Genomic DNA, 24,502 nt, shown 5'->3' on the forward strand with positions numbered 1-24,502 from the left:
CGTTCACGCTCCACGGATCGCGGCCGGCAACGCACTGACCTCGTCGCAGATCACGGTAGCGCCCGCGGCGTCCAGCGCGGCGGCTCCGTAGTAACCCCAGCCCGCGCCGACGAAGGCCAGACCGGCGCCGAAGGCGGCCTCGGCATCGTGCGGGCCGTCGCCAACGTACACCGCGTCGGCCGGCTTCCAGCCGGTCCGCTCGAGCGCGATCTCGATCGGCCGCGGCGACGGCTTGCGCTCGACCGAGTCGGCCGCGGTGATCACCACGTCGAACAACGCCGCGCCGTGGCCGCGCCCGTCCAGCGGGGCGATGTCGGCCGGCGTCCGGCTGGCGCCTTTGTTGGTGACGACGCCGAGCCGGATGCCGTGCGCGCGCAGGTCGGCGAGCACGGCCACGACCCCCGGGTAGAGCCGTACCTCGTCGCGCGTGCGGGTGCGGTAGTACACGTCGTACTTCTCGGCGCACTCGGCGCCCCGCTCCGGGCCGGCGATCGCCGCGCAGCACTCGGCCACCCGCATCGCGAGCAGCGAGCCGACCGGGATCGCCGCGAGCCGCTCCGCGCCGCCCGGGTATTCGGCCGCGGCCAGCCGGTACGCGGCCAGCACCGCGCCGCGCGAGTCGAGCAGCGTGCCGTCGAGGTCGAACAGGGCGGCGCCGATCACCGGCCGGCCTCGCGGAACGTCAGCAGCCGGGCCGGGTTGTCCCGCAGCACCAGGTCGCCCACCCGGTCGTCGGCGAGCGCCGCCCGGATCGCCGCCGAGCACCCGGCGAACCCCGGCGACCCCCCATAGGCGGGCTGGTAGCGGCCGCGGCCGAGGTCTCCGGACACCGTGATCCGGGTGTGGCCGGCGTCGACCAGCCGGTGCACCATCGCGGCCCGCGCGGCGTCCGACCCGTACTTGTCCTTGGTCCACTGGTCCAGGCCGATCCAGGCGCCGCGCTCGGAGAGTTCGCGCAGGTAGTCCCAGCCGATGTTGCGGTCGAGGTGGCCGAGGCAGACCTGGTCGGCCGGCAGCCCCTCGCCGAGCAGCAGGTCGAGCTGCTGGTGGCCGAGGTGCCCGGCCTGGGTGTGGGTGAGCACGGGCGCTCCGGTGCGGACCGCGGCCCGCGCGGCGGCCCGGATCACCGTCGCCTCGACGTCCCAGATCCGCTCGAGGGAGCACGTACCGACCTTGATCAGCCCGGCGCGGGCCGCCGTCCCGTCGATGCCCTTCTCGATGTCGGCGACGAACTGCTCGGCGAGGTCGTCGACGTCGCGACGGTTCGTGCCCGCCGGGTAGTAGATGCCTTTCTGCAGGCCGGTCGCCTGGACGACGTGCACCCCCGACTGCTGCGACGCGTGGACCGAGGCGGCGACGTCGCGGCCGTAGTCGACGGTGGTGAGCTCGCAGATCGCGCCGCCACCGCCGTCCGCGTAGGCCCGCAGCTCGGCGGCGGCCCCGTCGTGCGTGCCGAACTCCAGGTCGTCGTCGTCCTGGGTGGCGTAGGGCGGCGGGGACGTCAGCAGGTGCTCGTGGATGAGGGTCGGCCCGAGCCCGGCCGGGTCGATGTCGCCGAGCACGGTGCGGATGAACGTCATGCGGTCCCCCGGTGATCGTCGTAGAACGCGCGCGTCATCCGCTGCGCGGCCGTGAAGCGGGCGAACTGCCGCTGGTGCGCCCGGTGCAGCTCGGCGTCGGGTTCGATCCGGCGGACCACGCGCACGACCGACTTCTCGGCCGCCTCCAGCGTGGGCCAGACGCCGGCCGACACCCCGGCCAGCACCGCGACGCCCAGCGCGGCGCCCTCGTCGGCCGCCAGCAGCTCGACCGGGACACCCATGATGTTGCTGAGCACACCGGGCCAGATCGCGCTGGCCGCTCCCCCGCCGGTCAGGCGGATCGTCTCGGCGGTGCGCCCGAACGCGGAGTAGCAGTCGGCCATCGCGTAGGCCAGGCCCTCGTAGACCGCGCGGAAGATGTCGGCCCGGCCGGTCGCGTCCTCCAGCCCGAGCAGCGTGCCCCGCAGGTTCGGCGCCTTGAACGGGGCCTGCGTGCCGGCCGCCGAGAAGTACGGCAGGAACGTGAGGTTCGTGGCCGCCTCGCCGACGGCGAGCACCTCGGCCTCCAGCGCGGCGAAATCGCGGGTGCCGGACACCTCGGGGGCGAGGTGGCGCAGCCACCAGTCGAACGTGCTCGACCCGGCCTGCTGCGCGACGAAGTGCGCGAACGCCCCGTTCGGCATCGGGTACATCCAGCCGATGCCGCGCCGGCCGCCGTGCGGGTCGGTGACCACGGTGGCACTCAGCCAGCTGGTGCCGAGGATCGAGACGGCCGAGCCCGGCGTCACCGCGCCGCAGCCGACCATCGCGGCCGGTGCGTCGCCCAGCCCGGCGACGACGGGGGTGCCTGCGGGCAGGCCGGTGAGCTCGGCCGCACCCGGGGTGACCTCCCCCAGAACGCTGCCGCTCGGGATCAGCTCGGGGAACTTCCCGCTCCACTCCGGCGCGCCGAGGATCTCCAGCACCCGCGCGGAGTGCGTGCCCCGGTCGATGTCGGACGGCACGAACGCCGCGTCGGACGGCTCCGAGGCCATCCGCCCGGTCAGCCGCAGGCCGACGAAGTCCTTCGCGTTGAGCACCGCGTGGACCTGGTCGACCAGCTCCGGTCCGAGGTGCGCGAGCACCGGAACGGTCATGCCGGGCAGCGCGCCGTTCTCGGTGATGCGCAGGAACTCGTCGAGGTCGGGGCCGTTCTCCAGCCGGGCGACGACGTCGTTGGCCCGGGTGTCGGGCCAGGCGATCGCGCGGCGCACGGACCGGCCGGCGGCGTCGACGAACCAGGCGCCGCCCATGTGGCCGGTGACCCCGACCCCGACGACGTCGGCCGTGCGGGCACCGAGGGCCGCCATGCACTCGGCCACGGTCCCGGCGGTGCGGGCCCAGGTGTCCTCGGGGTCCTCCTCGTGCCATCCGGGGCCGTCGTGGAACTGCCGGACCCGGCGGCTCGCGCTGACGACCTGCGTCCCGTTCTCGTCGAACACCGCGGTCTTGGTGACCGAGGTGCCCTTGTCGATGCCGACGACGAGCATCAGTGCCCCACTCTCCGCCCGGCGATCATCCGGCGGGCGGCGGTGCTCATGCCCACCGCGCCGATCAGCAGCGCGCCCTGGAAGATGTACGACGCGGACGCGGTGACCCCGTAGATCGCCATGCCGTTGGTGCCGATCGCGACCGTGAGGACGCCGATCAGCGTGCCGACGACGTGGAACTCGCCGTTGCGCAGGGCCGCCGACCCCAGGAACGCGGCCGCGAACGACGTCAGCAGGAAGCCGTCTCCGCCGCCGCTCTGACCGCTGCCGACGTTCGCGGTGATCAGCAACCCGCCCAGGGCGGCGAGCGTGCCGCCGATCACGAACGCCATGATCACCACCCGGTGCACCCGGATCCCGCTCAGCTCGGCCGCGGTCCGGTTGCCGCCCACGGCCTGCACCTCCAGCCCGAACGTCGTCCGGTTCAGCAGTAACCAGAGCACCGCGGCGACCGCGGCCAGCAGCACCACGGCCCACGGGACCGGCCCGAGCGAGCCGAGGTAGAGCTGCAGCAGGCCCTGCCCGGACTCGTCCAGGCTCTGCGGGGTGCCCTCGGTGACGATGTAGTTGACGCCGACCACGAGGCTACCGACGCCGAGCGTCCCGACCAGCGCATTGACACCCAGTTTGGTGACGACGAGACCGTTGATCAGGCCGACGAGCGCACCGACCCCCAGGACCACCAGCACCATCAGCACCTTGTTGACGCCGCTGCCGGAGAAGAGCGCGGCCGTCAGCACGCCGGCGAGGCTCGCCACGTACCCGACGCTGAGGTCGAACTCGCCGACCATCAGCACCACGGTGAGCCCGAGCGCGATCACGACGCCGATCGCCGACTGCACCAGCACGTTGCGCAGGTTGTCGACCGCGAAGAAATCGGTCCCCAGCAGCACGGTGTAGACGACGATCATCGCGCCGAGCACGACGAGCGTGCCGTACTTGCCGAAGAAGCCGACGAGCCGGACTCCGCGTCGGGTCGACACCGCGGTCGTGGTGGCGTCGACGGTCCCGGCGTCCGCGGGCAGGGTGGTGGCTTTCATGACCTGTCTCCCGGAACACGTCGGATGAAGCAGAGTCGGGTGAGTTCGTCCTCGTCGAAGTCCGCCCCCACGGGTGCCGCGACCGTGGTGCGGCCTTCGACGACGACCTGGATCCGGTCGCAGAACGCGAGCTCGGCGAGCTCGGAGGAGATGTAGAGGACCCCGACGCCGCCGTCGGCGACGCGGCGCACCAGGGTCTGGAAGTCGCGGCGGGCGCCGACGTCGACCCCGCGGGTGGGCTCGTCGAGCAGCAGCAGCCGCAGGCCGTCGGTGAGAACGCGGGCCAGCACGACCTTCTGCTGGTTGCCGCCGCTCAGCGCGGTGATCGGGTCCTTGAGCGACGCCGCTTTGAGCCTGAGGTCACCGGTGGCCTCGGCGGCCGCGCGCTCGTACGCGCGCGGAGCGGAGATCCAGCCGCCCGGGCCGCGGCCCAGGCGCCGGAACCGCGACGCCGAGGCGTTGAAGACGATGTCGCGGGCCGGGAACAGCGCGTGGGCGGCGCGCTCCTCCGGTACCAGCGCGACGCCGCGCCGGACCGCGTCGGCGGCGTTGCGGGGGCGGTACGGCGCGCCGTCGAGCGTGACCGTGCCGCCGACGATCCGGCGCAGCCCCATCAGGGCCTCGACGATCTCGGTGCGCCCGGCGCCGACCAGCCCGGCCAGCCCGACGATCTCCCCCGGCGCGATCCGCAGGTCGACGTCGGCCACCGCCGTCTGCAACCGGAGCCCCCGGACGTCCAGGAGCGACCCGGACGCGGGTTCCCGGTGCGTGACCTCGACCGGGCCGTCCTTGGGCGCACCGCTGGGCGCGATCAGCTGGGCGAGCTGGTTCTCGTCCAGCCCTGCGGTGGGCCCCGAACTCACGACGACGCCGTTGCGCAGGACCGTGGCGTCGGTGCAGAGCTCGCTGACCTCGCCCAGCCGGTGGCTGACGAACACCACGGCGGCCCCCTCCGCCGCCCGGCGCCGCACGATCCGGAACAGGCCGGCCACCTCGTGCGGCCCGAGTGAGGCCGTCGGCTCGTCCAGGAGCACGAGCCGCGCGTCCCCGGCCAGCGACCGGGCCAGCGACACCGCGGTCTGCAGCGCCGGAGCCAGCGACCGCATCTCGGCGGAGAGCGGGACGTCGATCTCCCACTCGTCGAAGAGCTCCCGGTAGGCCTTCTCCGACGCGCCCGGCCGGAACCGCTCGCCGAGCGCGAGGTTCTGCCGGACCGACAGCGCCGGCACGACCGCCAGCTCCTGGTGGGCGACGCGGATCCCGGCCCGCATCGCGTCCCGGGGGCTGCGCGGCGCGTACGGTTCGCCGTCCAGCTCGATCCGGCCGCCGGTCGGGGTGGTCAGGCCGGCGACGATCTTGATCAGCGTCGATTTGCCCGCCCCGTTGGCGCCGAGCAGCCCGTGCACCTGGCCGCGCTCGAGGCGCAGGTCCACCCCGGCCAGGGCGCGGGTGGGCCCGTAGTCCATCACCACGCCGGTCGCGGTGAACGTGGCAGTGCCGGACGTCGTCGTCACTCCGAGCCGCTCCCCTCAGGCGCCGAGGTCGGGGGTCTCGGACAGGTACTTGTCGATGTTGTCCGGCGTCAGCAGGACCGACGGTGCGGGCACGGTCTTCGTCTTCCACCCGTCCTTGCCGTCGCGGTACTCCTTGATCAGGTCGGCGAGCTGCTGGCCGGCTTCCTCGACCTGGATCCAGAGGACGGCGCTCATCGTCCCGGCCTTCAGCGCCTCGACGGCCGGCTTGGAGACGTCCCAGGTGTAGAGCTCGTAGGGCCCGCGCTTGAGCTGCTGCTCGGCGGCGACGGCACCGAGCGCGGCCTCGGAGAAGCAGGGCCAGATCACCAGGTTCGTGCCCGGCGTCTCCTTGTACTTCTGCAGCCAGCCCGACGTCGCCTGCTGGGCGGACTGCTGGCCGCCGGGGATCTTGACCTCCTGGCGGGTGACGTTCACCTGCGGCAGGTCCTTCAGCTTCGCGTCGAGGTCGTCGGCGCGGGCGCGGCAGGGGGCGCCGGGGGTGTACCGCAGCTCCAGCAGCTCGACCTTCTCCATGCCCTTGAGCTTCTCGATCAGCGGGTCGTTGACCGCGGCCGCGTTGACCAGCTCGACCGCACCGGCCATCGTGCCGCCGGCCTCGCCACCGGAGCTGGAGAAGACCGGGATGTCGGCGGCCTTCGCGGCCGCCAGCCCGGCGGTGAGCTGGTCGGGCGTGTAGGTCTGGACGACGATCGCGTCCACCTTGCGCTGAACCAGGTTCTGGATCGCGGTGATGGCCTCGGCGGGGTTGCCGTTGCTGTTGACCTCGACGGTCTTCCACCCGAGCTTCTTCATCGCGTCCTGGGCGGCCTTGCGCTCACGGTTGGCCGTGATCTGCGTGGCGTCCAGCGCGACCACACCGACGGTGAACTCGTCGTCCCCGCCGCCGCTGCCGTTCGCGCGGTTGCACGCGGCCAGCGAGGTGGCGAGTAAGACGGCGCTCGCGCCGGCCAGTAGGCGTCTAGTAAGCGTCGTTGCCAACGGGACCTCCTGGTGTACCCACTGTCTTATTCCGAGTGGATGGACACATGACAGCAGGATGAGACTTAGGAGTCAATCAAACGGCGGAGATTCCATTGGATCGGCCGTGCTTGGGCACTGGCCAGCCCGTCTCCCGGTAGCCGAGGTCGAACGACGTGCGCCGGGCCGCCTCCATCACCCGCTCGGGCAGCGTCAGCTCGGGGTTGAGCACGGACTCGGCGATGCCGCTGACCGAGAGCGCCCCGATCAGGCGGCGGCGGTAGTCGAAGACCGGCGCGCCGATGGCCGCGATGCCCGGCGTGATGTTGCGGTCGGAGATCGAGTAGCCGCGCTCCCGGATGCGGCGCAGCTCGTCCTCGACGTCCTTCACGCCGGGCGGCGCGGGCAGGTTGAACCGCTCCAGGCCGTGCTCGGCCGCGTGCACCAGCCACTCCCGGTGCAGCTCCTCGTCCGACCAGGCCAGCACCGACATCGGGCCCGCCCCGGCGTGCAGCGGCATCGAGCCGCCGAGCACCAGCGCGATGCTCTGCACCTGACGGCCCTCGATGCGTTCGATGCAGACCGCGCGCAGGCCGCGCGGCACGATGAGGAAGACGGTCTCGCCGGTGGCCTCGGCGAGGTCCTCCATGTGCGGCCAGGCGGCCCGGCGCACGTCCATGCGCTGCACGGCGCTGGAGCCGAGCCGGAACAGGTGCAGGCCGATGCTCCACTGCCCGCGGGCGCCGGCCGGTTCGACCCAGCCGAGTTCGTGGAGCTGGCGCAGCATCCGGTGCACGCTGCTGCGCGGCTCGTCGAGGAGATCGGCCAGCTCGGCGGCGGTGGCCTGCTCGCGGGCGGCGAGCACCTCCAGCAGCGCGGAGACCTTGCCGAGGACGCTGACGCCTTCCGCAGGCGCGGTGTTCTTGGGCATGCCGGATTTTCGGGTGGTGCACCCTCCGCTGTCAATCAGTGGACCGTCGTCCACTGGTTTGGCTCACTCGTCCAATCGGTGAAACGTGCCGTCGATGACGAAGCCGCCGTCGACCGGCAGCACGACGCCGGTGACGAACGACGCGTCCGGAGAGACCAGGAACGAGACCGCCGCCGCCACCTCGGCGGCCCGGCCGAGACGGCCGAGCGGCGTGTGCTGCAGCAGCAGCTGCTCGTCGAGGACACCGGCGGCGAGCCCGGTGCGGGTCATCGTCGTGTCCATGTAGCCCGGGGCCACCGCGTTGACCCGGATCCCCCGCCGCCCCCACTCCGCGGCCAGTTCCCTGGTCATGCCGACGATGCCGGTCTTGGTCGCGGTGTAGCCCAGGCGCAGGTTCAGGCCCAGCGACGAGCCGACCGAGGCCAGGTTGACGATCGACGGGTTCGGGCTCGCCAGCAGGTGCGGGTAGACCGCCCGGGAGCAGCGCATCGTCCCGCCCATGTTGACGTCGAGCTCGCGGATCCAGGCCGCGGTGTCGATGTCCTGCGACGCCGAGCGGACGACCACGCCGGCGTTGTTGACGAGCACGTCGATCCGGCCGAGCTCGGCGTGCACCGTCCGCACGGCCTCCGCGACGCCGGCGTCGTCGGTCACGTCGATGCCGATGCCGATCGCGTGCTCGATCGTGCCCGCGGTCTCGGCGGCCAGGTCGGCCAGCACGTCGGCGATCACCACGGCGTAGCCGTCGGCGGCCAACCGGGTCGCGATCGCCTCCCCCAGCCCGCGGGCGCCTCCCGTGACGACGGCGACGGGGCGCGTCATCGGGTGCTCCGGCGGGCGATCCACTCCTGGGCCTCCAACGCGATTCCCGGGGCGTCCAGCCGGTAGTGCTGGTAGAGGTGTGTCGGCGGACCGATGAGTGAGTATTCGTCACGGATGCCGTGCCGGTGCAGCGGCACGCCGACGCCCTCCTCGGTGAGCACCTCGGCCACCGCGCCACCGAGGCCACCGAGCACGTTGTGCTCCTCGACGGTCATCAGCAGCCGGGATCCCGCGGCGGCGGTCAGGATCGCGTCGCGGTCGATCGGCTTGATCGTGTGCAGGTCGACGACGCCCACGTCGACGCCGTCCGCGCGGAGCGCCGCGGCGGCCGCCAGCGTCGCGTGCAGCGTCGTTCCGCCGCTGATCAGCGTCAGGTCGGAGCCGGTCGAGTGGACGATCGCCGTCCCCGGCTCGAACACCGCGTCCTCGTCGTACACCTGCGGTTCGCGGCCGCGGCCCATCCGGAAGTAGACCGGGAGCGGATGGTCCGCGTACGCCCGCAGCGCCTTCCCCAGCTGCACCGGGTCGGCCGGCGCGACGACGGTCATGTTCGCGATCGAGCGCATGATCGCGATGTCCTCGGTGGCGTGGTGCGACGTGCCGTAGAAGCCGAACGTGATGCCGGCGTGGTGCCCGATCAGGCGTACCGGCAGCTCGGTGTAGGCGAGGTCGGTGCGGATCTGCTCGCAGCAGAGCAGGGCCAGGAACGACGAGAACGCGGCGACGTACGGCCGGATACCGGTGGTGGCCAGGCCGGCGGCGACCGACACCATGTTCTGCTCGCTGATCCCCATCTGCAGGAACCGGTCGGGGTGCTGCTCGCGGAAGGCCCACAGGCCGTTGGAGAACGCGAGGTCCGGCGTCAGCACGACGACCGGCTGGTCAGCGGCCAGCTCGCCGAGGTCGCGACCGAGGCGCAGCAGTCCGTTGGAGCTGGTCAGCATGCTGGGGATGTGCCAGCTGCCGGTGGTCATCGGCGTACCGTCGGGGCCACGGGGCACCAGCCGCTCGGCGATGTTCATCGGCTCTCCTCCAGTTCGGCGTAGACCGCCGCCTCGTCCTCCGGCGCGAGCCACCCGAGGTGCCACCCGAAGTCACGCTCCATGAACCCGACGCCCTTGCCCTTGACCGTGTGCGCGATGACGACCGCGGGCCGGGTGCGCCCGGCGTCGTCGCGCAGGCGCCGGAACGTCGACACGACCGCGGCGACGTCGTGCCCGTCGATCTCGTGCACGTCCCAGCCGAACGCGCGCCAGCGGTCGGCCAGCGGCTCGATCGTGACGACGTCGTCGACCTTGCCGTCCAGGCTGTAGCCGTTGCGGTCGACGACCGCGACCAGCCCGGAGACGCCGTAGTGGCCGGCGACGCCCGCGGCCTCCCAGATCTGGCCCTCGTGCTGCTCACCGTCGCCGAGCAGGACCCAGGTGAGGAAGTTCCGGCCGGTCTGCCGGGCGCCGAGCGCCATGCCCAGCCCGACCGACAGGTTGTGCCCGAGCGAGCCCGAGCTGAAGTCGATGCCGGGCACCTTCGTCATGTCGGGGTGGTCGCCGAGCGGGTTGCCCAGGCGCGTGTACCCGTCGAGCACCGCGCGGTCGAGGTAGCCGAGGTCGGCCAGGACCGGGTAGACGCCGACCGCCGCGTGCCCCTTGCCCATCAGGAACCGGTCGCGATCGGGGTGGCGCGGTTCGCCCGGCACCAGCCGCAGCGTGTCGTAGTACAGGGCGGCGAGGATCTCCGCGCAGGAGAACGTGGACGAGTAGTGCCCGGTCTTGGCGATCGAGATCAGCCGCACCGTCTCGGTCCGGATGAAGTGGGCCCGCTCGCGGACGCGATCGAGCACCGCCTGGTCTAAATCCACGTAACCTCCCCAGTCGGGTTCACGCTCACTGAATGGAACACGATTCGCTGAGTGATAGCAACAGATCCTGTGAGCAGATTAGAGTCCGGCCACATGAGTGAATCCACGCTGCGTGTCTTCGGTGCGCCCCATCGCTACGTGCAGGGGCCCGGCGCGCTCGACGAGCTCGCCGCGCGGGTCGCGGGCCTCGGTCCGCGGGCCGTGCTGATCGTCGACGCCGGGGTCTCGGCGTTCCTGGCGCCCCGGCTCTCCGGCGACCAGTACCTGGAGGTCGACCTCGAGGTCACGCACGCGGCGATCGAGGCGACGCTCGCCCGGGTCACCGCCGGCCCGGCGGTCGTCGTCGGCGTGGGTGGCGGCAAGGCCATCGACCTCGCCCGGGCGGTCGCCTGGCGGCGCGGCGACCCGCTGGTGACGGTGCCGACCGTGGCGTCGAACGACAGCCCGGCCGCGATGGCGGTGGCGGTCTACGACGACGAGCACCGGATGGTCGAGGTCGTCCAGACCGGACGCAACCCCGAGCTCGTGCTCGTCGACACCGCGGTGATCGCCCGCGCCCCGGTGCGGCTGCTGGCGGCCGGCATCGGCGACGCGGTGGCGAAGAAGTTCGAGGCGCGCTCGTGCCGGGCCGTCGGGGGCACCAACCAGCACGGCACGCGCGGGCTGCGGCTGGCGGCCGCGATCGCCGACGCGTGTTACGAGACCCTGCGCACGTCGGCGGTCGCGGGGCTGGCCGCCGCCCGGCGCGGTGAGCCCGACGCCGCGTTCGAGGACATGGTCGAGGCGACGATCCTGCTCTCGGGCCTGGCGTTCGAGAACGGCGGGCTGTCGATCGCGCACTCGTTCGTCCGGGGGTTGCAGGCCGTGCGCGGGGCCCGGGAGGCGCTGCACGGGGAACACGTCGGGTACGGGCTGCTCGTGCAGCTGGCGCTGGAGGGCGGCGAGCGGGCGGAACTCACCGGGTTCCTGGAGGCGGTGGGCTTACCGGTGAGGCTGGCGCAGCTGGGTCTGCCCGACCCGACCGACGACGAGCGGCGCGAACTCGCCGAGCGGTGCGTGGCCGGCCCGCACCGGCACAAGACGCCCGCGGTCGTCGACGTGCCCGCGATCCTGGCCGCGATCGACGTGGTCGAGGGTCGGGGCCAGTAGGTTGGCCCTCGACGTCCGCGGGAGAAAGCAGGCATGCCGATGACCGAGCCGCGGCTCCTCCACCCCGGCCTCACCTGGGAGGAGCAGGTCGACCTGGTGTTCCGCACGAACCGGCGCACGGTCACCGAGGCCGACCTGGTGCAGTTCGTGACCTGGTCGGGCTTCGTCGAGCCGCTCTTCTACGACGCGGAGCACGCACGGAGCGCCGGCTACAGCGGGCGGCTCGTGCCCGGCGGGCTCGTCTACAGCATCGCCGAGGGCCTGGTCATGATCTCGGGCTCGATCACCGGCACCGGGCTGGCGTTCCTCGGCATGGAGCTCACCGTCAAGGGGCCGACGTTCGTCGGGGACACGCTCTACGCGGTCGTCACGACGCTGGAGGCCCGCCCGTCGAGCAAACCGGGCCGTGGGGTCGTGCGTACCGAGGTCAGCGTGCGCAACCAGCGCGACGAGGAGGTGCTGGTCTACACCCCGGTACGCCTCATCCGCGGCCACGACTACGCCGAGCCGCGGCCGGACCGGGCCGACCCGGCCGAATGAGCGGGCTGCCGACCGACGACGAGATCGAGGCGCTGCATCGCCGGTACGCGCCGAGCGAGGCGGACTTCGCGCTGGTCCACACGCACTGCCGCATCGTCCGCGACCTCGCGCTCGGGCTGCTGGCCGAGCACCCCCGGCCGGTCGACGCCGAGCTGGTGCGGGTCGGCGCGCTCGTGCACGACCTCGGCGTGTACCGCCTCGGCGGCGCTCCCTATCTGCGGCACGGCGTCGAGGGCTACGCGCTCCTGCGCGGGCTGGGCTGGCCGGAGCGGATCGCGCGGTTCTGCTCGCACCACACCGGAGTGGGCCTCACCCGCGCCGACGTCGTCGACCGGCGGCTCCCGCTGCCGGTCGACGACTACCTGGCCGAGACGCCCGAGGAGGAGCTGGTCATGTACGCCGACAAGTTCCACAGCAAGCTCGACCCCCCGGTCTTCGTCTCGGCCGGGACCTATCGCACGATCGTGGCCGGCTTCGGCCCCGACAAGGCCGACCGCTTCGACGCCCTGCGCCGGGCCTACGGCGACCCCGACCTCGGGCCGCTCTCGGCGGCCACCGGCCACCCGATCACCTGAGGCGCTTGGTGTAGCGGCGGCACGGGACCGCGATCGTGGTCCCGCCGTTCTCGGCGGCGTAGTCGAAGTCGCCCTCGTCGGCCCATCCCTCGCGCTCGTAGAACCGGCGCGCCCTGGCGTTGCCGGCCACCACCGCGAGCCAGGCCGCCCCGTGCCCGGCCGCGGCGATCCGGCGCTCGGCCGCCGCCAGCAGCATCCCGGCCGCTCCCCCGCCCCGGTGCGGGGCCGCCACGTACACCTGCTCGACCTCGTCGCCGGCCACGACGACGAAGCCCGCCACCTCGCCGCCGCGCTCCAGCACGGTGGTTCCGGCCAGCCGGTCGGCGGCCCGGGGCGCGAACGACTCCGGGGTGCGCACCGCCGCCAACGCGGCCGGCACGTTCCCGGCGTGCCCGTCGTGCCAGCCCCGGTGCCAGATCGCCGCGATCGCCCCGACGTCGGCCGGCGTGGCCGGGCGCACCGCGGGCCGGCCGGCTCCGGTCAGGTGCTCGGCCAGCAGCGCCGTCACCGCGGCCGGGGCCTCGCGGTGGGGGAAGTGGCCGACCCCGTCGATCACCTCGAGCCGGTACCCGCCGGAAAAGTGCTCCGCCTGCCCCGCCAGCAGCGACGGCGGATCGCAGTGATCCGCCCCGCCCTGGACGGTCAGCGTGTCGACGCCGATCGTGCCCACCGTGGCCAGACGCGCCGCGAGCGGGTCGTACCGGGGGTCGCGGGGCTCGTCGGCGGCGAACCGCGACCGGTACGCGTTCAGCGTGATCGCGGCCCAGTCGGGGTTCGCGAACGCCTCGGCCGCGGCCGCGAACGTCGCCTCGTCGAACCAGCCGGGCGGGCTCCACGTCTCCCACTGCAGCCGGGCGAACCCCACCGGATCGCGCCGGATCGCCTCCGCGCCCGCGTCGACGAACATCAGCCACTGGTACCAGAACGCCCGGGCCTGCCGGAAGTCCGGCATCGCGAACACCCCGTGCGGCTGGTAGCCCAGCGAGAGCGTCGCCAGCCGGGTGACCCGGGACGGCTCCAGCGCGGCCAGCGTGTAGGCCGCCCGGGCTCCCCAGTCGTGGCCGACCACCGCGAACCGCGTCACGCCCAGCGCGTCGAGGAGGTCCAGGGCGTCCTGGGCCAGCGCCACGCCCCGCCCGTCGCGCACCGTCCCGGGTTCCCGGAACCGGGTCGCCCCGTGCCCGCGCAGCTCCGGCGTGATCGTGCGCAGCCCCAGCCCGGCCAGGTGGTCGGCGATCGGCGTCCAGGCCGACGCCGCGTCGGGCCAGCCGTGCAGGATCAGCACGACCGGGCCGTCGGCCGGGCCCGCGTCGCGGTAGGTGACGGACAGGACATCGGTCGTCAGCGCGCTCATGCGCTACAGGTAACCCTCCCGGAAGGCGTAGGCAACCGCGTGGGTCCGGTTCCGCAGCTGGAACCGCGCGTTCAGCCCGGCGAGCACGTTCTTCACCGTCCGCTCGGAGTAGGCGAGCTTGGCCGCGATCGCGCGCGTCTCCCACCCGTCGGCGAGCAGCCGCAGCACGTCGAGCTCACGGTCGGTGAGCTGCTGGGCCCCGGGGAGCAGCCCGTCGGCGGACTCCCTGCGCATCCGGTTCACCGCGTCCACGAGCTGGCCGAGGAGGTCGCTGGGCAGGTCCCGGTCACCGCGGGCGGCGGCCCTGACCGCGGCGGCCAGCCGCTCCGGCGTCGCGTCGGAGCGCAGCACGATCGCGGTGACCCCGCTGTCCAGAGCCCGCAGCAGCTCCGGTTCACGCATCCGCTCGACGACGAGCACGACCCGCTTGTTCAGCGCGAGCCGACGCAGCCGGGCCACGTCGAGGTCGTCCAGCCGCCCGGCCAGCACCACCGCCACCCCACCGACCGCGCCGACGCTCACGTCGAACGGCTCGATCAGCGGGTCGCCGCGCAGGTGGCTGAGCAGACCGGCGCGGGTCAGCGGGTCGTCGCAGTGGATCGTGACCGGGATCCGATTCGGGTCCGGTCGCGGCCCGTCGGGGCGGGAAGCGACTCGGGAAGGCGCCACGCGGCTACTCCTCGTTGCTGGCCAGCAGAACCCGGGGAGCGTACGAGGGAGCTCGTGTAGGAAATCTGTACGCGCTCTGCACGGGCCGGGCCAGCAGCGCGCGCAGCTCGTCACGCAGCAGCTCGGCGGCGGGCTGATCGGCGTCCTGCACCAGGGCGAGTGCCCGGTTCCAGGAGTCGCGCGCGTTCTCGGCCGAGCCGAGATTCCACCAGCAGATGCCGTGCTCGTGATGCGCCCGCGCGGCTTCCAGACCGCCGTGGATCTCCGCGAAGAGCGCCAGCGCCCGTTCGTTGCAGCGCAGCGCCGCGGTCCACTCCTCGCGGCGGCGGTGCAGCTGCGCGAGGTTGGCCAGCACCGACGCCTCGCCGAACCGGTCGGCGGTGCCGGCGAACAGCATGGCCGCCCGCCAGTAGTGCGCCGCGGCGTCGTCGAGCGTTTCGGGGTCGAGCGAGAGCCGCCAGCCCATGTTGTTCTCGGAGTAGGCCTCGCCCGCGCGGTCGCCGACGGCGCGGTGCAGCTCGATCGCCCGGCGATCCTCCACCAGCGCGGCGGCCGGCCGGCCGGCGAGCGAGAGCGCGGCCGCCGCCCCGACCTGGGCCATGGCCTCCCACCCGACGTCACCGACCGCGGCGAACAGGCGGGCCGCCTCCCGGCTGTGGTCGACCGCGTCGTCCGGTCGGCTCAGCTCGCTCAGCCCGATCGACATCCGGTGGTGGGCCTGCGCCATCCACCAGGCGTCGTGCTGGCGGGCCGCGGACAGCAGCGCCAGCTCGGCCTGCACCATCCAGTCCCGCCACCGCCCGGACATGTGCTGGACCATGCTCAGCGCGGCGGCCAGCTGGCAGACGTGCGCGTCGAGGCACCGGCGTTCGGCCGCGCGCACCATCTCCAGCAGCGCGACGCGCTCGGTCTCGTACCAGGTCACGACCGCCCCGGCATCGACGAAGTCGTGCCGGGCGAGGCCGGGCGGACGGTCCATGAGGCGGTCAAGCGGCCGCGCGGGCGCCAGCACCTGGCGGGTCTCGATCGCGGTGTGCAGGTAGTAGTCGAGCGCGCCGAGGAACGCGCCGTCGTCGTCGGCTCCGGCCAGCTCGAGCGCGTACTCACGGAGCAGGTCGTGGTAGGCGAAGCGGCCGGGGCGCAGCTCGGTGACGAGGTTCGCCGCCACCAGCTCGCGCAACCCGCGGCGCACGACCGGCTCCGCTTCACCGGCCATCGCCACCGCGGCGGGCAGCCCCAGGTCCGGGCCGGGGTGCGCGGCCATGCGCCGGAACAGCCTCGCGGTCTCCGGGCGCAGCGTCCGGTACGACCCGGAGAACACCGCACGCAGGTCGCCGCGCAGGCCCGGCGCCGTGAACGCGTCCAGCCCGACGTCGGACTCCAGTTCGTCGGCGAGCGCGGAGAGCGGGAACGTGGAGTTCAGCGCGGCCCTGGCCGCGACGATCGCCAGGGCAAGCGGCAGGCGTCCGCTGCGGGCGACGATCCGGTCCGCCGCCTCGGGCTCGGCCGCCACCCGGGTGACCCCGAGCCGGCCGCGCAGGAACTCGCGGGACGCCTCGGGGGTGAACGCGTCGAGCGCGACCGAGGTCACCGCACCGGCCGCGACCAGCTCGGCCAGCGGGTCCCGGCTGGTCACCACGGCCGTGCAGCCGCTCGAGCCCGGGAGCAGCGGGGCGACCTGACGGGCGTCCCTGGCGTCGTCGACGACCACGAGCACCCGCCGGCCGGCCAGCAGGCTGCGGTAGAGCGACGCCTGCGCGTCGAGGCCGTCGGGGACCGAGGCCGGCGGAACCCCGAGCGCGTCCAGGAACGCGCGGAGCGCCTCCCCCGGGTCCACCGGCGAGTCGTTCTCGTCGAAACCACGCAGGTCGACGTAGAGCTGGCCGTCGGGATAGCGCGCGGCGACCGCGTGGGCCCACCGCACGGCCAGCGCGGTCTTCCCGACGCCACCCATGCCCCGCACCGCGACCGCGGCGGCCGTGTCGACCGCGGCGTCGATCGCGGCCAGCTCGGCGCTCCGCCCGGTGAACGTGGCCAGCGCGGCCGGCAGCTGGGCCGGGATCGTGGTCCGCTCGGCCCCGTCGGCGTGCAGGACGTCCTCGTGGGCGCTGCGCAACTCCGGCCCCGGCTCGATGCCCAGCTCGTCGACGAGCCGGTCACGGACGCTGCGGTAGAGCGCCAGTGCGGGCCCGCGCCGCCCCTCGGCGGCCAGCGTGCGCACCAGGCGGGCCTGGAGCGGCTCGTCGAGCGGCTCGAGCGCCGCCTGCCGCTGCAGGAACGGCAGCACGTCGCGGGTCAGGCCGGCGTCGAGCGCGGCGTCGGCCGCGTCGGCCAGCACCTCGGCGTACTCGTCCTCGAGCGCCCGGAACGTGGGGTGCGACCGGACCGTGACGTCCAGACCGGCCGCGACCGGGCCGCGCCACACCTCCAGCGCGTCGACCCAGGCGGCGATCGCGTCGGTGGCGACGGCCGCCGCCCGCGCCTCGGCGACCCGGCGGCGGAACCACAGCAGGTCCACCTCGTCGGCGCTCGCGACCAGCCGGTACCCGCGCGACACCCGCTCGATCCACCGGCTGGGGGCCCGGACCGGACGGTCGGGCTCCAGGACGCGGCGCAACCGGCTGGCGTACCCGTGCAGGCTGCCGGCGGCGCTGGCCGGGGGCCCGGCCGGCCACAGCGCGTCGATCAGCTCGGCGAGCGGAACCTCCTGGCCGGCCCGGGCGAGTAACAGCGCGAGCACAGCGCGTTGTTGCGGTGGGCCGACGTCGACCGAGCGTCCGTCCGCCCAGGCCTGTACCGGTCCGAGGACGCAGAGCCACACCGGGCGGGATCTCGGCAGATCCACGCCGGAAGCCTATCCGCCCCCGGCGCGGGTCGACGTCACGACGCGGACGAAGGCGCTCAGTGCGCCCACGGGGTGACCGGCAGCCCGGGCACCTCGACCGGCACCACGAACAGGTGGCCGGAGTCGGGGTGGTCACGCCGCTGCTGCTCGGTGAGCGCGACCGTCGCCGTGGTGACGACCAGGCGGTCGAGGTCGTCACCGGCGAACGCGACGCTGGTGACGTTCGGCGCGGGCACCTCGCGCCGGTCGACGAGCGTGCCGTCGGGCGCGTACCGCCGGATCTCGCCCTCGCCCCAGATGGCGACCCAGAGGTGTTCCTCGACGTCGATCGTGATGCCGTCGGGGTACGACTCGCCGAGGTCGAGGTGCACGCGGCGCTCCCCCACCGCGCCGTCGGCCGGGTCGTAGTCGCGCACGGAGATCCGGCGGCGGAACGTGTCGGTGCTGTAGAGGCGACGCCCGTCGGGCGACCAGGCGAGCCCGTTGGAGAGCGTGAGGTCGTTGTCGAGCTCGGTGACCAGCCCGTCGTACTCGACCCGGACCAGCCGCTCGTTCTCGGACTCCCCGTCGATGAGCATCGTGCCGACGAGGAAGCGCCCGGCCGGATCGACCGCGCCGTCGTTGAGGCGCCGTCCCTCTCCGACCGCGACCAGCCGGGGCCCGATCTCGCGGGTGCCGTCGGGCCGCAGCACGATCAGCTCCTCCTGCGCGGCGACGAGCAGCGAGCCGTCCTCGGCCGGCACGACCGCGCCGAGCATGCTGTCGAACGTGTGGGTGCGGGTCACCCGGATCCGGTCACCGTCGAGCGCTCCTTCGAGCAGGGTTCCGCTCGGAATGTCGACCCAGAGCAGGCGTCGGCGGGATTTGTCCCAGATCGGCCCCTCAGCCAACGTGTACGACTCATCTGTGGCCGGTTTCATCGGTAGAAAATAAGACACCGCGTTCATCGTCGGAAAGGCGGCCACCCGTGACCCTCCGCAGCGCCCACTGGTACGCCGGGCAGGACCGCAACGCCTACATCCACCGGGCCTGGATGCGCCGTGGCACACCGGACGACGCGTTCGACCGCCCGCAGATCGCGATCGCCAACACCGCGTCGGACCTGACGCCGTGCAACGCGCACCTGACCGAGGTCGCGCGGTCGGTCGCCAACGGCATCTACGAGGCCGGCGGCATCCCCCGGGAACTGCCGGTGGTGTCGCTGGGCGAGACGAACGTGCGGCCGACCGCGATGCTCTGGCGCAACATGGCCGCGATGTCGACCGAGGAGATGCTGCGCGCCAACCCGATCGACGGCGTCGTGCTCCTCGGCGGTTGCGACAAGACGATCCCGTCGCTGCTGATGGCGGCCGCGTCGGTGGACCTGCCCGCGGTGGTGGTGCCCGGCGGCCCGATGCTCACCGGCACGTTCCGGGGTGTGCCGCTCGGCTGCGGCACCGACGTGTGGCGGCTCTCCGAGGAGGTCCGCGCGGGCACGCTGTCGAACGACGACTTCACGCGCTCGGAGAAGTCGATGATCCGGTCCCGGGGCCACTGCAACACGATGGGCACCGCGTCGACGATGGCGCTCGTCGCCGAGGCGCTCGGGACGACGGTTCCCGGCACCGCGGGCACGCCGGCCCCGGACAGCCGGCTGCTGGAGGCCGCGCACGGCACCGGCCGGCTCGCGGTCGAGCTGATCACCGAGGACCGCCGCCCGTCGACGTTCCTGACCAGGGCCAACTTCCACAACGCGATCGTGGCTCTGGCCGCGATCGGCGGGTCCACCAACGCGGTCGTGCACCTGCTCGCGATCGCCGGGCGCCTCGGCCTCGACCTGACGCTCGACGACTTCGACCGGATCGGCTCGCGGGTGCCGGTGCTCGTCGACCTGCTGCCGGCCGGCCGGTTCCTGATGGACGACTTCCACCGCGCCGGCGGCCTGCTCGCGGTGCTGCGCGAGGTGCGTGACCTGCTCGACCCGTCCGGGCTGACGGTGACCGGCAAGCCGCTCGTCGACTACCTGGACGAGGCGCCGATCTGGGACGCCGAGGTGATCAGGCCCCGGGGCGCGCCGCTCGTCGCCGAGGGCGGCATCGCCGTGCTGCGCGGCTCGCTGGCGCCGTCGGGCGCGCTGATCAAACCGGCCGCGGCGTCGCCGGAGCTCCTGCGCCACCGCGGCCGGGCGGTCGTGTTCGACTCGATCGAGGACTTCCACGCCCGGATCGACGACCCCGCGCTCGACGTCGACAAGGACTCCGTCCTGGTGCTGCGGGGCTGCGGCCCCAAGGGCTACCCCGGCATGCCCGAGGTCGCGAACATGCCGCTGCCCCGCAAGCTGCTGGAGCAGGGCGTCCGCGACATGGTGCGGATCTGCGACGGGCGGATGAGCGGCACCGCCTACGGGACCGTCGTCCTGCACGTGGCGCCGGAGGCGGCCGCGGGCGGGCCGCTCGCCCGCGTCCGGACCGGCGACTACATCGTTCTGGACGTGCCCGGGCGCCGGATCGACGTCGAGGCCGACCTGAGCGAGCGCACCCCGAACACCGACGGTTTCGCCGCTCCCCGCCGGGGCTGGGAGCGGCTCTACGTCGACCACGTCCTCGGCGCCGACACCGGCGCCGACCTGGACTTCCTGCTCGGCTCCAGTGGTTCGGAGGTCAGCCGGGAGTCGCACTGATCGAGTTCGCGTGCTCGCGCAGCTCCTTCGGCGTCATCACGACGCCGAAGCGGCGCAGGCGGATGTCCAGCTCGCGGGCGAGCTCGTCGACCGACGCGTCGGGCTTCTGCTTGGCGACCTGTTTGACGGTGAGCTGGATCCGCTGCGCGAGCTGCCAGCCGAGCACGGTCGGCGAGTTCTCGACGGTCGCTCCGGATAAGCCGGTGATGGAGAAATGTGAGGTCATGCCGTGCGGATCGGGGGCGGGCCGGCCCGGGCGACGGTTCCGGCCGATCCGCTCCCCGATTGCACCCCATTGACTTTCCGAGATGGAAAATGGTTGACTTTCCGTCATGGAAAACAACGCCGCTGAGCAGCTCGCCGCGATCAACGACACCCGCGCCGCCGCCGCTGACCGGCTGGTCACCCCGTGGTGGTACCACCCGGTGCTCGGCCTGCTGCTCGCCGGGTACGTCCTCGGGCTCAGCCTCGGCGACACCGCCGTCCGCTCGGGCACCCTCGCGGTGCTGATCGTCGGCTCCGTCCTGCTGGTCCGGGTCTACCGGCGCATCACCGGCGTGTGGGTCTCGGGCTTCAACGCCGGTCGGGCCGGCCGATGGGCCAAGGGCATGGGCGGTCTGGCCGCGCTCGGTCTGGCCACCGCGTGGGGCATCGCGTACTTCACCGACCTGCGCTGGCCGGTCTGGCTGATCGCCGCCCTCGTGCTGGTGGGCACGATCGTCCTCGGCCGCCGGTTCGACGACGAGTTGCGGGCCCAGCTGCGCGCCGGCGCATGACCGAGCGCTCGCGCGAGGTCCGACCGGCACCGTCGACCGAACCGTTCGACGAGACGATTCACGCGCCCAACCGGCTGCGGATCTGCGCGTTCCTCGACGCCACCGCCAGCACCGAGTTCGGCGTCCTGCGCGACGTGCTCGGCGTCGCCGACTCGGTGCTGAGCAAGCACCTCAAGGTGCTGCAGGACGCCGGCTACGTCGAGATCACCAAACCCACCGGGCGCGGCCGGGTGAAGACCTGGGTCAGCCTGACGCCGAGCGGCACCGCCGCCTACCGCACGCACGTCGCCGCACTCAAAGCACTCTTTGCGAGCCCGGGGCAACCGAACACCCCCGCCCGTCCATCTTAGAGAGGACCAGGCACCGGGGACCGGAGGGCACGGAGTGAGCGAGCAGCCGGGGGACGCGTACCTGGAGTACGTGCGGAACCGCTTACCCATGTTCCAGCGCCTGGCCTTCATGCTGTGCCAGGACCGGGACCGGGCCGACGACCTGGTCCAGGACAGCCTCGAGCGGCTGTACCTGAAGTGGGACAAGGCCGACGACGCCCGGAACACCGACGCGTACGCGCGCCAGCTGCTGGTGCGGGTGTTCCTCAGCGAGCGGCGCACACCGTGGGCGCGGCGGGTGGTGCTCGTCGACCGGCTACCCGAGTCGGCCGCCGCCACCGGCCCCGACGCCGCGTCGACGCTGGCCGTGCGGGGCGCGCTGGCCGGGCTGGCGCCGCGGCAACGCGCGGTGCTCGTCCTGCGGTTCTTCTCCGATCTGTCGGTCGACGAGGTCGCGCAGACGCTGAAGTGCTCCCCCGGCACGGTGAAGAGCCAGACGTCGAAAGGGCTGGCGGCGCTGCGGCGCGCGCTGGGAGAGTTCGAGCCCGCCGAGCTCGGGGCGAGGAGCTGACGATGGACGAGACGACGACCCGACTCCTTTTCCACCAGGTGTCCGCCTCGGCCCCGCCGGCCGCGGACGTGGACCTGCGCCGGGTGGTCCGGCGCGCCGAGCGGCGACGCCGTCGACGGCAACGCGGGCTGGCCGCGATGGCGGCGGCGGTCGTGCTGGTGGTCACCGGCGGGGTCGCGCTGCTGGCCACCGGGCTCGGTGCCGATCGGACGCCACCGGCCCGCCCCGCCGGGCCGGACGTCACGTACGGGCCGCCGCTGACCGTCGCACCGACCGCCTTCGACCCGCTCCGGCACGCGATCCAGGTGTCCGGGCTGCCGTCCGGCCTGCCGTTCGTCATCGGGCGCGTCACCCGCGACGAGGCGTTCTACCTCGCGTCGCGGACGTACTCCGGGGACGACTACCGCGTGCGGCTGGCGGCCCGCGGCCACCCGCTCGAGGAGGAGTCCGGCCTGATCGGACGCGTCTCCGTCCCCGGGCCGGAGATCCACGGCCGGCCGAGCCGGTGGTACACGTCGACGAAGGACGCCCGCGGGCAGGCGACGCACGAACTGCGCTGGGAGTGGGCGCCGGGCGCGCGGGCCTCCGTCCGGCTCGGCGATCAGCCGGACGCGCTGGGCGTCGCGGCCAGGATCGCGGAGTCGGCGCGGATGACCGCCACGCCGCTGCGCCTGCCCTACACGGCCGACGTCCCGGCGCCGTTCCGTCCGTCGGCGGCCGGCTCGAGCTGGCGCGGCCGTGACCTCAGCACGTTCAGCCTGGAGTTCGACGACCCGGCCACCGGCTCGGTCCTCGGCATCGGGGTGGCGTCGAACTCCTTGACGCTCGACTTCGAGCCGAACACCGAGATCCACGACCAGCCCGGCCAGACCAAGCGCGACGGCAACTTCGCCCGGGTCCGGGTGCGCCAGCCCACGGTGCAGTTCGGGCTCGACTGCGACGACAAGCCCTACGGGGCGCAGAGCGTCGGCGTCGCGATGGCCCGGTGCGTCGCGGTCGCCGAGTCGATCGACCTGGTCGCGAACCCGCTCCGGCCGGACACCTGGCCGCGGGCTACGGTCCGCTGACGGCCTCGGGGAACGCGAGCTCGACCCGCAGGCCGTCGCGACCGGTGGACGACGCGGTGATCACGCCGTCGTGGGCGCGGGTGATCGAGCGGGCGATCGCGAGCCCCAGCCCGACGCCGCCGCTGTGGTCGATGCGGGTTCCGGCCAGCCGACGGAACGGCTCGAACAGCGCGGACACCGCGTCGGGAGGGACGTCGTCGCCGGTGTTGGTGATCACCAGCGCGGGGTCGTCACCGACCTCGACCTCGACGGTGCCCTGGTCCCGGTTGTACTTGACCGCGTTCTGCACCAGGTTGGTGATCAGCCGTTCGAGCAGCACCTGCTCCCCCATCACCACCCGCGGACGCAGGGTGCCGGTGATCGTGATTCCGGCCTCGGCGGCGCGGGCCCGGTGGGCGTCGAGCACCTCGGCGGTGATCGTGTCCAGCCGCAGCGGGGTGCGCGAGACCAGGCCGCGGTCGCTCTCGCTGAGCACGAGCAGGCCCTCGATCAGACGCTCGTTGCGTTCGTTCGTGGTCAGCAGCTGCCGGGTGAGCAACGCGAGCTGGTCCCCGGTGGGCGCGCCGGACAGGCCGACCTCGATCAGCGTGCGCTGGACCGCGAGCGGCGTGCGCAGCTCGTGGGACGCGTCGGCGGCGAACCGCCGCTGGGCGTCGTAGCCCACCGCGATCCGGTCGGTCATGTCGTCGATCGCGCGGCTGAGGACCGCCAGCTCGTCGCGGCCCGGGCCGGGCCGGAGGCGGTACCCGAGGTTCTGCGGCCCGACGTTCGCGATCATCGGGACGAGGTCCCGGATCGGGCGCAGGCACCACCGCACCGCGAAGACGCACGCCACCAGCAGCACCGCCAGGAGCAGCGTCAGCGCGATCACGGTCGCGATGGTGGGCCGGTAGAACACCTGCCGGCAGACGTAGGAGCCGGACGGCGCGCCGTACTGGTCGACCGCGCACCAGGACGGGCCGAACTCGGCCCACAGCCAGAGCAGCCGCCCGGCGAGCCACGGGCCGAGCTGCGCGATCACGAACACGGCCCCGCACAGCAGGAGCACACGTCGCGCGGGTGACCTCACGAGCCGAGCCGGTAGCCCACGCGCGGCACGGTCGCGATCGGCGAGGGCTCACCGAGCTTGCGGCGCAGCGTCATCACCGTCGTGCGTACCGTGTTGGTGAACGGGTCCGTGTGCTCGTCCCACGCCTGTTCCAGCAGGTCCTCGGTGCTCACCACGCGTCCGCCCGCGCGCATCAGGACGTGCAGGACGGCGTACTCCTTGGGCGAGAGCGAGAGCGGCAGGCCGTCGCGGGAGGCCACGTGCCTGGCGACGTCGAGCACGATGCCGTCCTGTTCCAGCACCGGCGGCAGGGCGGGGGCCGAGCGGCGCGAGAGCGCCTGCAGCCGGGCGACCAGCTCGGCGAACGCGAACGGTTTGGTGAGGTAGTCGTCGGCGCCGAGGCCCAGGCCCTCCACCCGCTGCCGGATGCCCGCGGCGGCCGTGAGCAGCAGCACCCGGGTGCCGGTGCCGGACGCGACGATCCAGCGGCAGACCTCGTCGCCGGTGCTGCCGGGCAGGTCCCGGTCGAGCACCGCGACGTCGTAGCGGTTGACCGCGAGCCGTTCCAGCGCGGTGTCCCCGTCGTAGGTCACGTCGACGGCCATCGACAGCCGGCGCAGGCCTTCGGCCACCGTGTCGGCCAGCACCCGCTCGTCCTCGGCCACGAGTATCCGCACCCCTGCAGGCTGACACAGCGTTCATAAAAG

The 24,502-nt window shown here is 73.4% G+C and carries 25 protein-coding genes; 8 read left to right on the top strand and 17 right to left on the bottom strand.

All coding sequences use genetic code 11. The annotated features are described in order from the left end of the window. Positions 1 to 3: 3 nt before the first annotated feature. The 10 genes from CRYAR_RS28090 to CRYAR_RS28135 all read right to left on the bottom strand — a co-directional run bounded on the left by CRYAR_RS28090 (position 4) and on the right by CRYAR_RS28135 (position 10,213). Positions 4 to 663 (bottom strand): HAD family hydrolase, encoded by a 660-nt coding sequence (locus CRYAR_RS28090; protein WP_051571040.1) that lies wholly within the window; start codon positions 661 to 663, stop codon positions 4 to 6. After that, positions 660 to 1,580, bottom strand: coding sequence for a phosphotriesterase family protein (locus CRYAR_RS28095; protein ID WP_051571041.1), 921 nt, complete (start codon positions 1,578 to 1,580; stop codon positions 660 to 662). Before CRYAR_RS28095 ends, CRYAR_RS28090 begins: the two co-directional genes overlap by 4 nt. After that, positions 1,577 to 3,070, bottom strand: a complete 1,494-nt coding sequence (locus CRYAR_RS28100; protein ID WP_035856390.1) for an FGGY-family carbohydrate kinase — start codon at positions 3,068 to 3,070, stop codon at positions 1,577 to 1,579. The genes CRYAR_RS28095 and CRYAR_RS28100 overlap by 4 nt, the downstream gene beginning before the upstream one ends. Further along, complete coding sequence (locus CRYAR_RS28105; RefSeq protein ID WP_051571042.1) at positions 3,070 to 4,110, bottom strand: ABC transporter permease; 1,041 nt, start codon at positions 4,108 to 4,110, stop codon at positions 3,070 to 3,072. The genes CRYAR_RS28100 and CRYAR_RS28105 overlap by 1 nt, the downstream gene beginning before the upstream one ends. Next, entirely contained in the window at positions 4,107 to 5,624 is a 1,518-nt protein-coding gene (locus tag CRYAR_RS28110; protein ID WP_051571043.1) for a sugar ABC transporter ATP-binding protein, read from the bottom strand. Before CRYAR_RS28110 ends, CRYAR_RS28105 begins: the two co-directional genes overlap by 4 nt. A gap of 15 nt (positions 5,625 to 5,639) precedes the next feature. Next, on the bottom strand, positions 5,640 to 6,623 hold the full coding sequence (locus tag CRYAR_RS28115; RefSeq protein WP_035856391.1) for a sugar ABC transporter substrate-binding protein: 984 nt from the start codon (positions 6,621 to 6,623) through the stop codon (positions 5,640 to 5,642). Between the two features lie 76 nt (positions 6,624 to 6,699). After that, on the bottom strand, positions 6,700 to 7,533 hold the full coding sequence (locus CRYAR_RS28120) for an IclR family transcriptional regulator (RefSeq protein ID WP_051571044.1): 834 nt from the start codon (positions 7,531 to 7,533) through the stop codon (positions 6,700 to 6,702). Between the two features lie 63 nt (positions 7,534 to 7,596). Further along, positions 7,597 to 8,355, bottom strand: a complete 759-nt coding sequence (locus CRYAR_RS28125; protein WP_035867225.1) for an SDR family NAD(P)-dependent oxidoreductase — start codon at positions 8,353 to 8,355, stop codon at positions 7,597 to 7,599. Next, positions 8,352 to 9,377, bottom strand: coding sequence for a transketolase family protein (locus CRYAR_RS28130; RefSeq protein ID WP_084701040.1), 1,026 nt, complete (start codon positions 9,375 to 9,377; stop codon positions 8,352 to 8,354). The genes CRYAR_RS28125 and CRYAR_RS28130 overlap by 4 nt, the downstream gene beginning before the upstream one ends. Beyond that, positions 9,374 to 10,213: a transketolase gene (locus tag CRYAR_RS28135; protein ID WP_035856392.1), complete on the bottom strand. Its 840-nt coding sequence runs from the start codon at positions 10,211 to 10,213 to the stop codon at positions 9,374 to 9,376. The genes CRYAR_RS28130 and CRYAR_RS28135 overlap by 4 nt, the downstream gene beginning before the upstream one ends. Positions 10,214 to 10,306: 93 nt before the next feature. Here CRYAR_RS28135 and CRYAR_RS28140 point away from each other — a divergent pair, with 93 nt between their 5' ends. The 3 genes from CRYAR_RS28140 to CRYAR_RS28150 are packed head-to-tail and all read left to right on the top strand — an operon-like array spanning position 10,307 to position 12,477. Beyond that, complete coding sequence (locus tag CRYAR_RS28140) at positions 10,307 to 11,362, top strand: glycerol dehydrogenase (RefSeq protein WP_035856393.1); 1,056 nt, start codon at positions 10,307 to 10,309, stop codon at positions 11,360 to 11,362. 39 nt (positions 11,363 to 11,401) lie between these two features. Next, positions 11,402 to 11,902 (top strand): MaoC/PaaZ C-terminal domain-containing protein, encoded by a 501-nt coding sequence (locus CRYAR_RS28145; protein ID WP_035867240.1) that lies wholly within the window; start codon positions 11,402 to 11,404, stop codon positions 11,900 to 11,902. Next, on the top strand, positions 11,899 to 12,477 hold the full coding sequence (locus CRYAR_RS28150) for an HD domain-containing protein (RefSeq protein WP_035856394.1): 579 nt from the start codon (positions 11,899 to 11,901) through the stop codon (positions 12,475 to 12,477). The genes CRYAR_RS28145 and CRYAR_RS28150 overlap by 4 nt, the downstream gene beginning before the upstream one ends. On the opposite strand, the gene CRYAR_RS44655 is transcribed toward CRYAR_RS28150, so the two are convergent. Genes CRYAR_RS44655 through CRYAR_RS28170 form a run of 4 tightly spaced genes read right to left on the bottom strand, consistent with a single transcriptional unit; the run spans position 12,470 to position 18,265 of the window. Then, positions 12,470 to 13,831 (bottom strand): alpha/beta fold hydrolase, encoded by a 1,362-nt coding sequence (locus CRYAR_RS44655; RefSeq protein ID WP_063725773.1) that lies wholly within the window; start codon positions 13,829 to 13,831, stop codon positions 12,470 to 12,472. The genes CRYAR_RS28150 and CRYAR_RS44655 overlap by 8 nt on opposite strands. A 3-nt stretch (positions 13,832 to 13,834) precedes the next feature. Further along, a complete protein-coding gene (locus CRYAR_RS49785) occupies positions 13,835 to 14,500 on the bottom strand; it encodes a helix-turn-helix transcriptional regulator (RefSeq protein WP_051571045.1) in 666 nt (221 codons plus the stop codon). Positions 14,501 to 14,504: 4 nt separating this feature from the next. Beyond that, on the bottom strand, positions 14,505 to 17,345 hold the full coding sequence (locus CRYAR_RS28165) for an AfsR/SARP family transcriptional regulator (RefSeq protein WP_084701042.1): 2,841 nt from the start codon (positions 17,343 to 17,345) through the stop codon (positions 14,505 to 14,507). Positions 17,346 to 17,401: 56 nt separating this feature from the next. Then, the gene (locus tag CRYAR_RS28170) at positions 17,402 to 18,265 is read right to left on the bottom strand and encodes an SMP-30/gluconolactonase/LRE family protein (protein ID WP_035856395.1); all 864 of its coding nucleotides are present in this window, start codon (positions 18,263 to 18,265) and stop codon (positions 17,402 to 17,404) included. A gap of 47 nt (positions 18,266 to 18,312) precedes the next feature. On the opposite strand from CRYAR_RS28170, the gene CRYAR_RS28175 reads away from it, so the two are divergent. Continuing rightward, positions 18,313 to 20,004: an IlvD/Edd family dehydratase gene (locus CRYAR_RS28175; RefSeq protein ID WP_035856396.1), complete on the top strand. Its 1,692-nt coding sequence runs from the start codon at positions 18,313 to 18,315 to the stop codon at positions 20,002 to 20,004. Here the strand turns inward: CRYAR_RS28175 and CRYAR_RS28180 are convergent. Further along, entirely contained in the window at positions 19,985 to 20,230 is a 246-nt protein-coding gene (locus CRYAR_RS28180; protein ID WP_035856397.1) for a hypothetical protein, read from the bottom strand. The genes CRYAR_RS28175 and CRYAR_RS28180 overlap by 20 nt on opposite strands. Before the next feature lie 106 nt (positions 20,231 to 20,336). Here CRYAR_RS28180 and CRYAR_RS43765 point away from each other — a divergent pair, with 106 nt between their 5' ends. Genes CRYAR_RS43765 through CRYAR_RS28200 form a run of 4 tightly spaced genes read left to right on the top strand, consistent with a single transcriptional unit; the run spans position 20,337 to position 22,747 of the window. Next, positions 20,337 to 20,780: a hypothetical protein gene (locus CRYAR_RS43765; RefSeq protein ID WP_051571047.1), complete on the top strand. Its 444-nt coding sequence runs from the start codon at positions 20,337 to 20,339 to the stop codon at positions 20,778 to 20,780. Further along, the gene (locus CRYAR_RS28190; RefSeq protein WP_051571048.1) at positions 20,777 to 21,130 is read left to right on the top strand and encodes a transcriptional regulator; all 354 of its coding nucleotides are present in this window, start codon (positions 20,777 to 20,779) and stop codon (positions 21,128 to 21,130) included. Before CRYAR_RS43765 ends, CRYAR_RS28190 begins: the two co-directional genes overlap by 4 nt. Positions 21,131 to 21,164: 34 nt before the next feature. Beyond that, positions 21,165 to 21,680, top strand: a complete 516-nt coding sequence (locus CRYAR_RS28195; RefSeq protein WP_035856398.1) for a SigE family RNA polymerase sigma factor — start codon at positions 21,165 to 21,167, stop codon at positions 21,678 to 21,680. A 2-nt stretch (positions 21,681 to 21,682) separates the two neighbouring features. Beyond that, positions 21,683 to 22,747, top strand: coding sequence for a hypothetical protein (locus tag CRYAR_RS28200; protein WP_035856399.1), 1,065 nt, complete (start codon positions 21,683 to 21,685; stop codon positions 22,745 to 22,747). Here CRYAR_RS28200 and CRYAR_RS28205 read toward each other — a convergent pair. Continuing rightward, a complete protein-coding gene (locus CRYAR_RS28205) occupies positions 22,734 to 23,816 on the bottom strand; it encodes a sensor histidine kinase (protein ID WP_035856400.1) in 1,083 nt (360 codons plus the stop codon). The genes CRYAR_RS28200 and CRYAR_RS28205 overlap by 14 nt on opposite strands. Then, on the bottom strand, positions 23,813 to 24,472 hold the full coding sequence (locus CRYAR_RS28210) for a response regulator transcription factor (RefSeq protein WP_035856401.1): 660 nt from the start codon (positions 24,470 to 24,472) through the stop codon (positions 23,813 to 23,815). Before CRYAR_RS28210 ends, CRYAR_RS28205 begins: the two co-directional genes overlap by 4 nt. Positions 24,473 to 24,502 lie beyond the last annotated feature (30 nt).

The organism is Cryptosporangium arvum DSM 44712, assembly GCF_000585375.1.
GTDB lineage: Bacteria > Actinomycetota > Actinomycetes > Mycobacteriales > Cryptosporangiaceae > Cryptosporangium > Cryptosporangium arvum.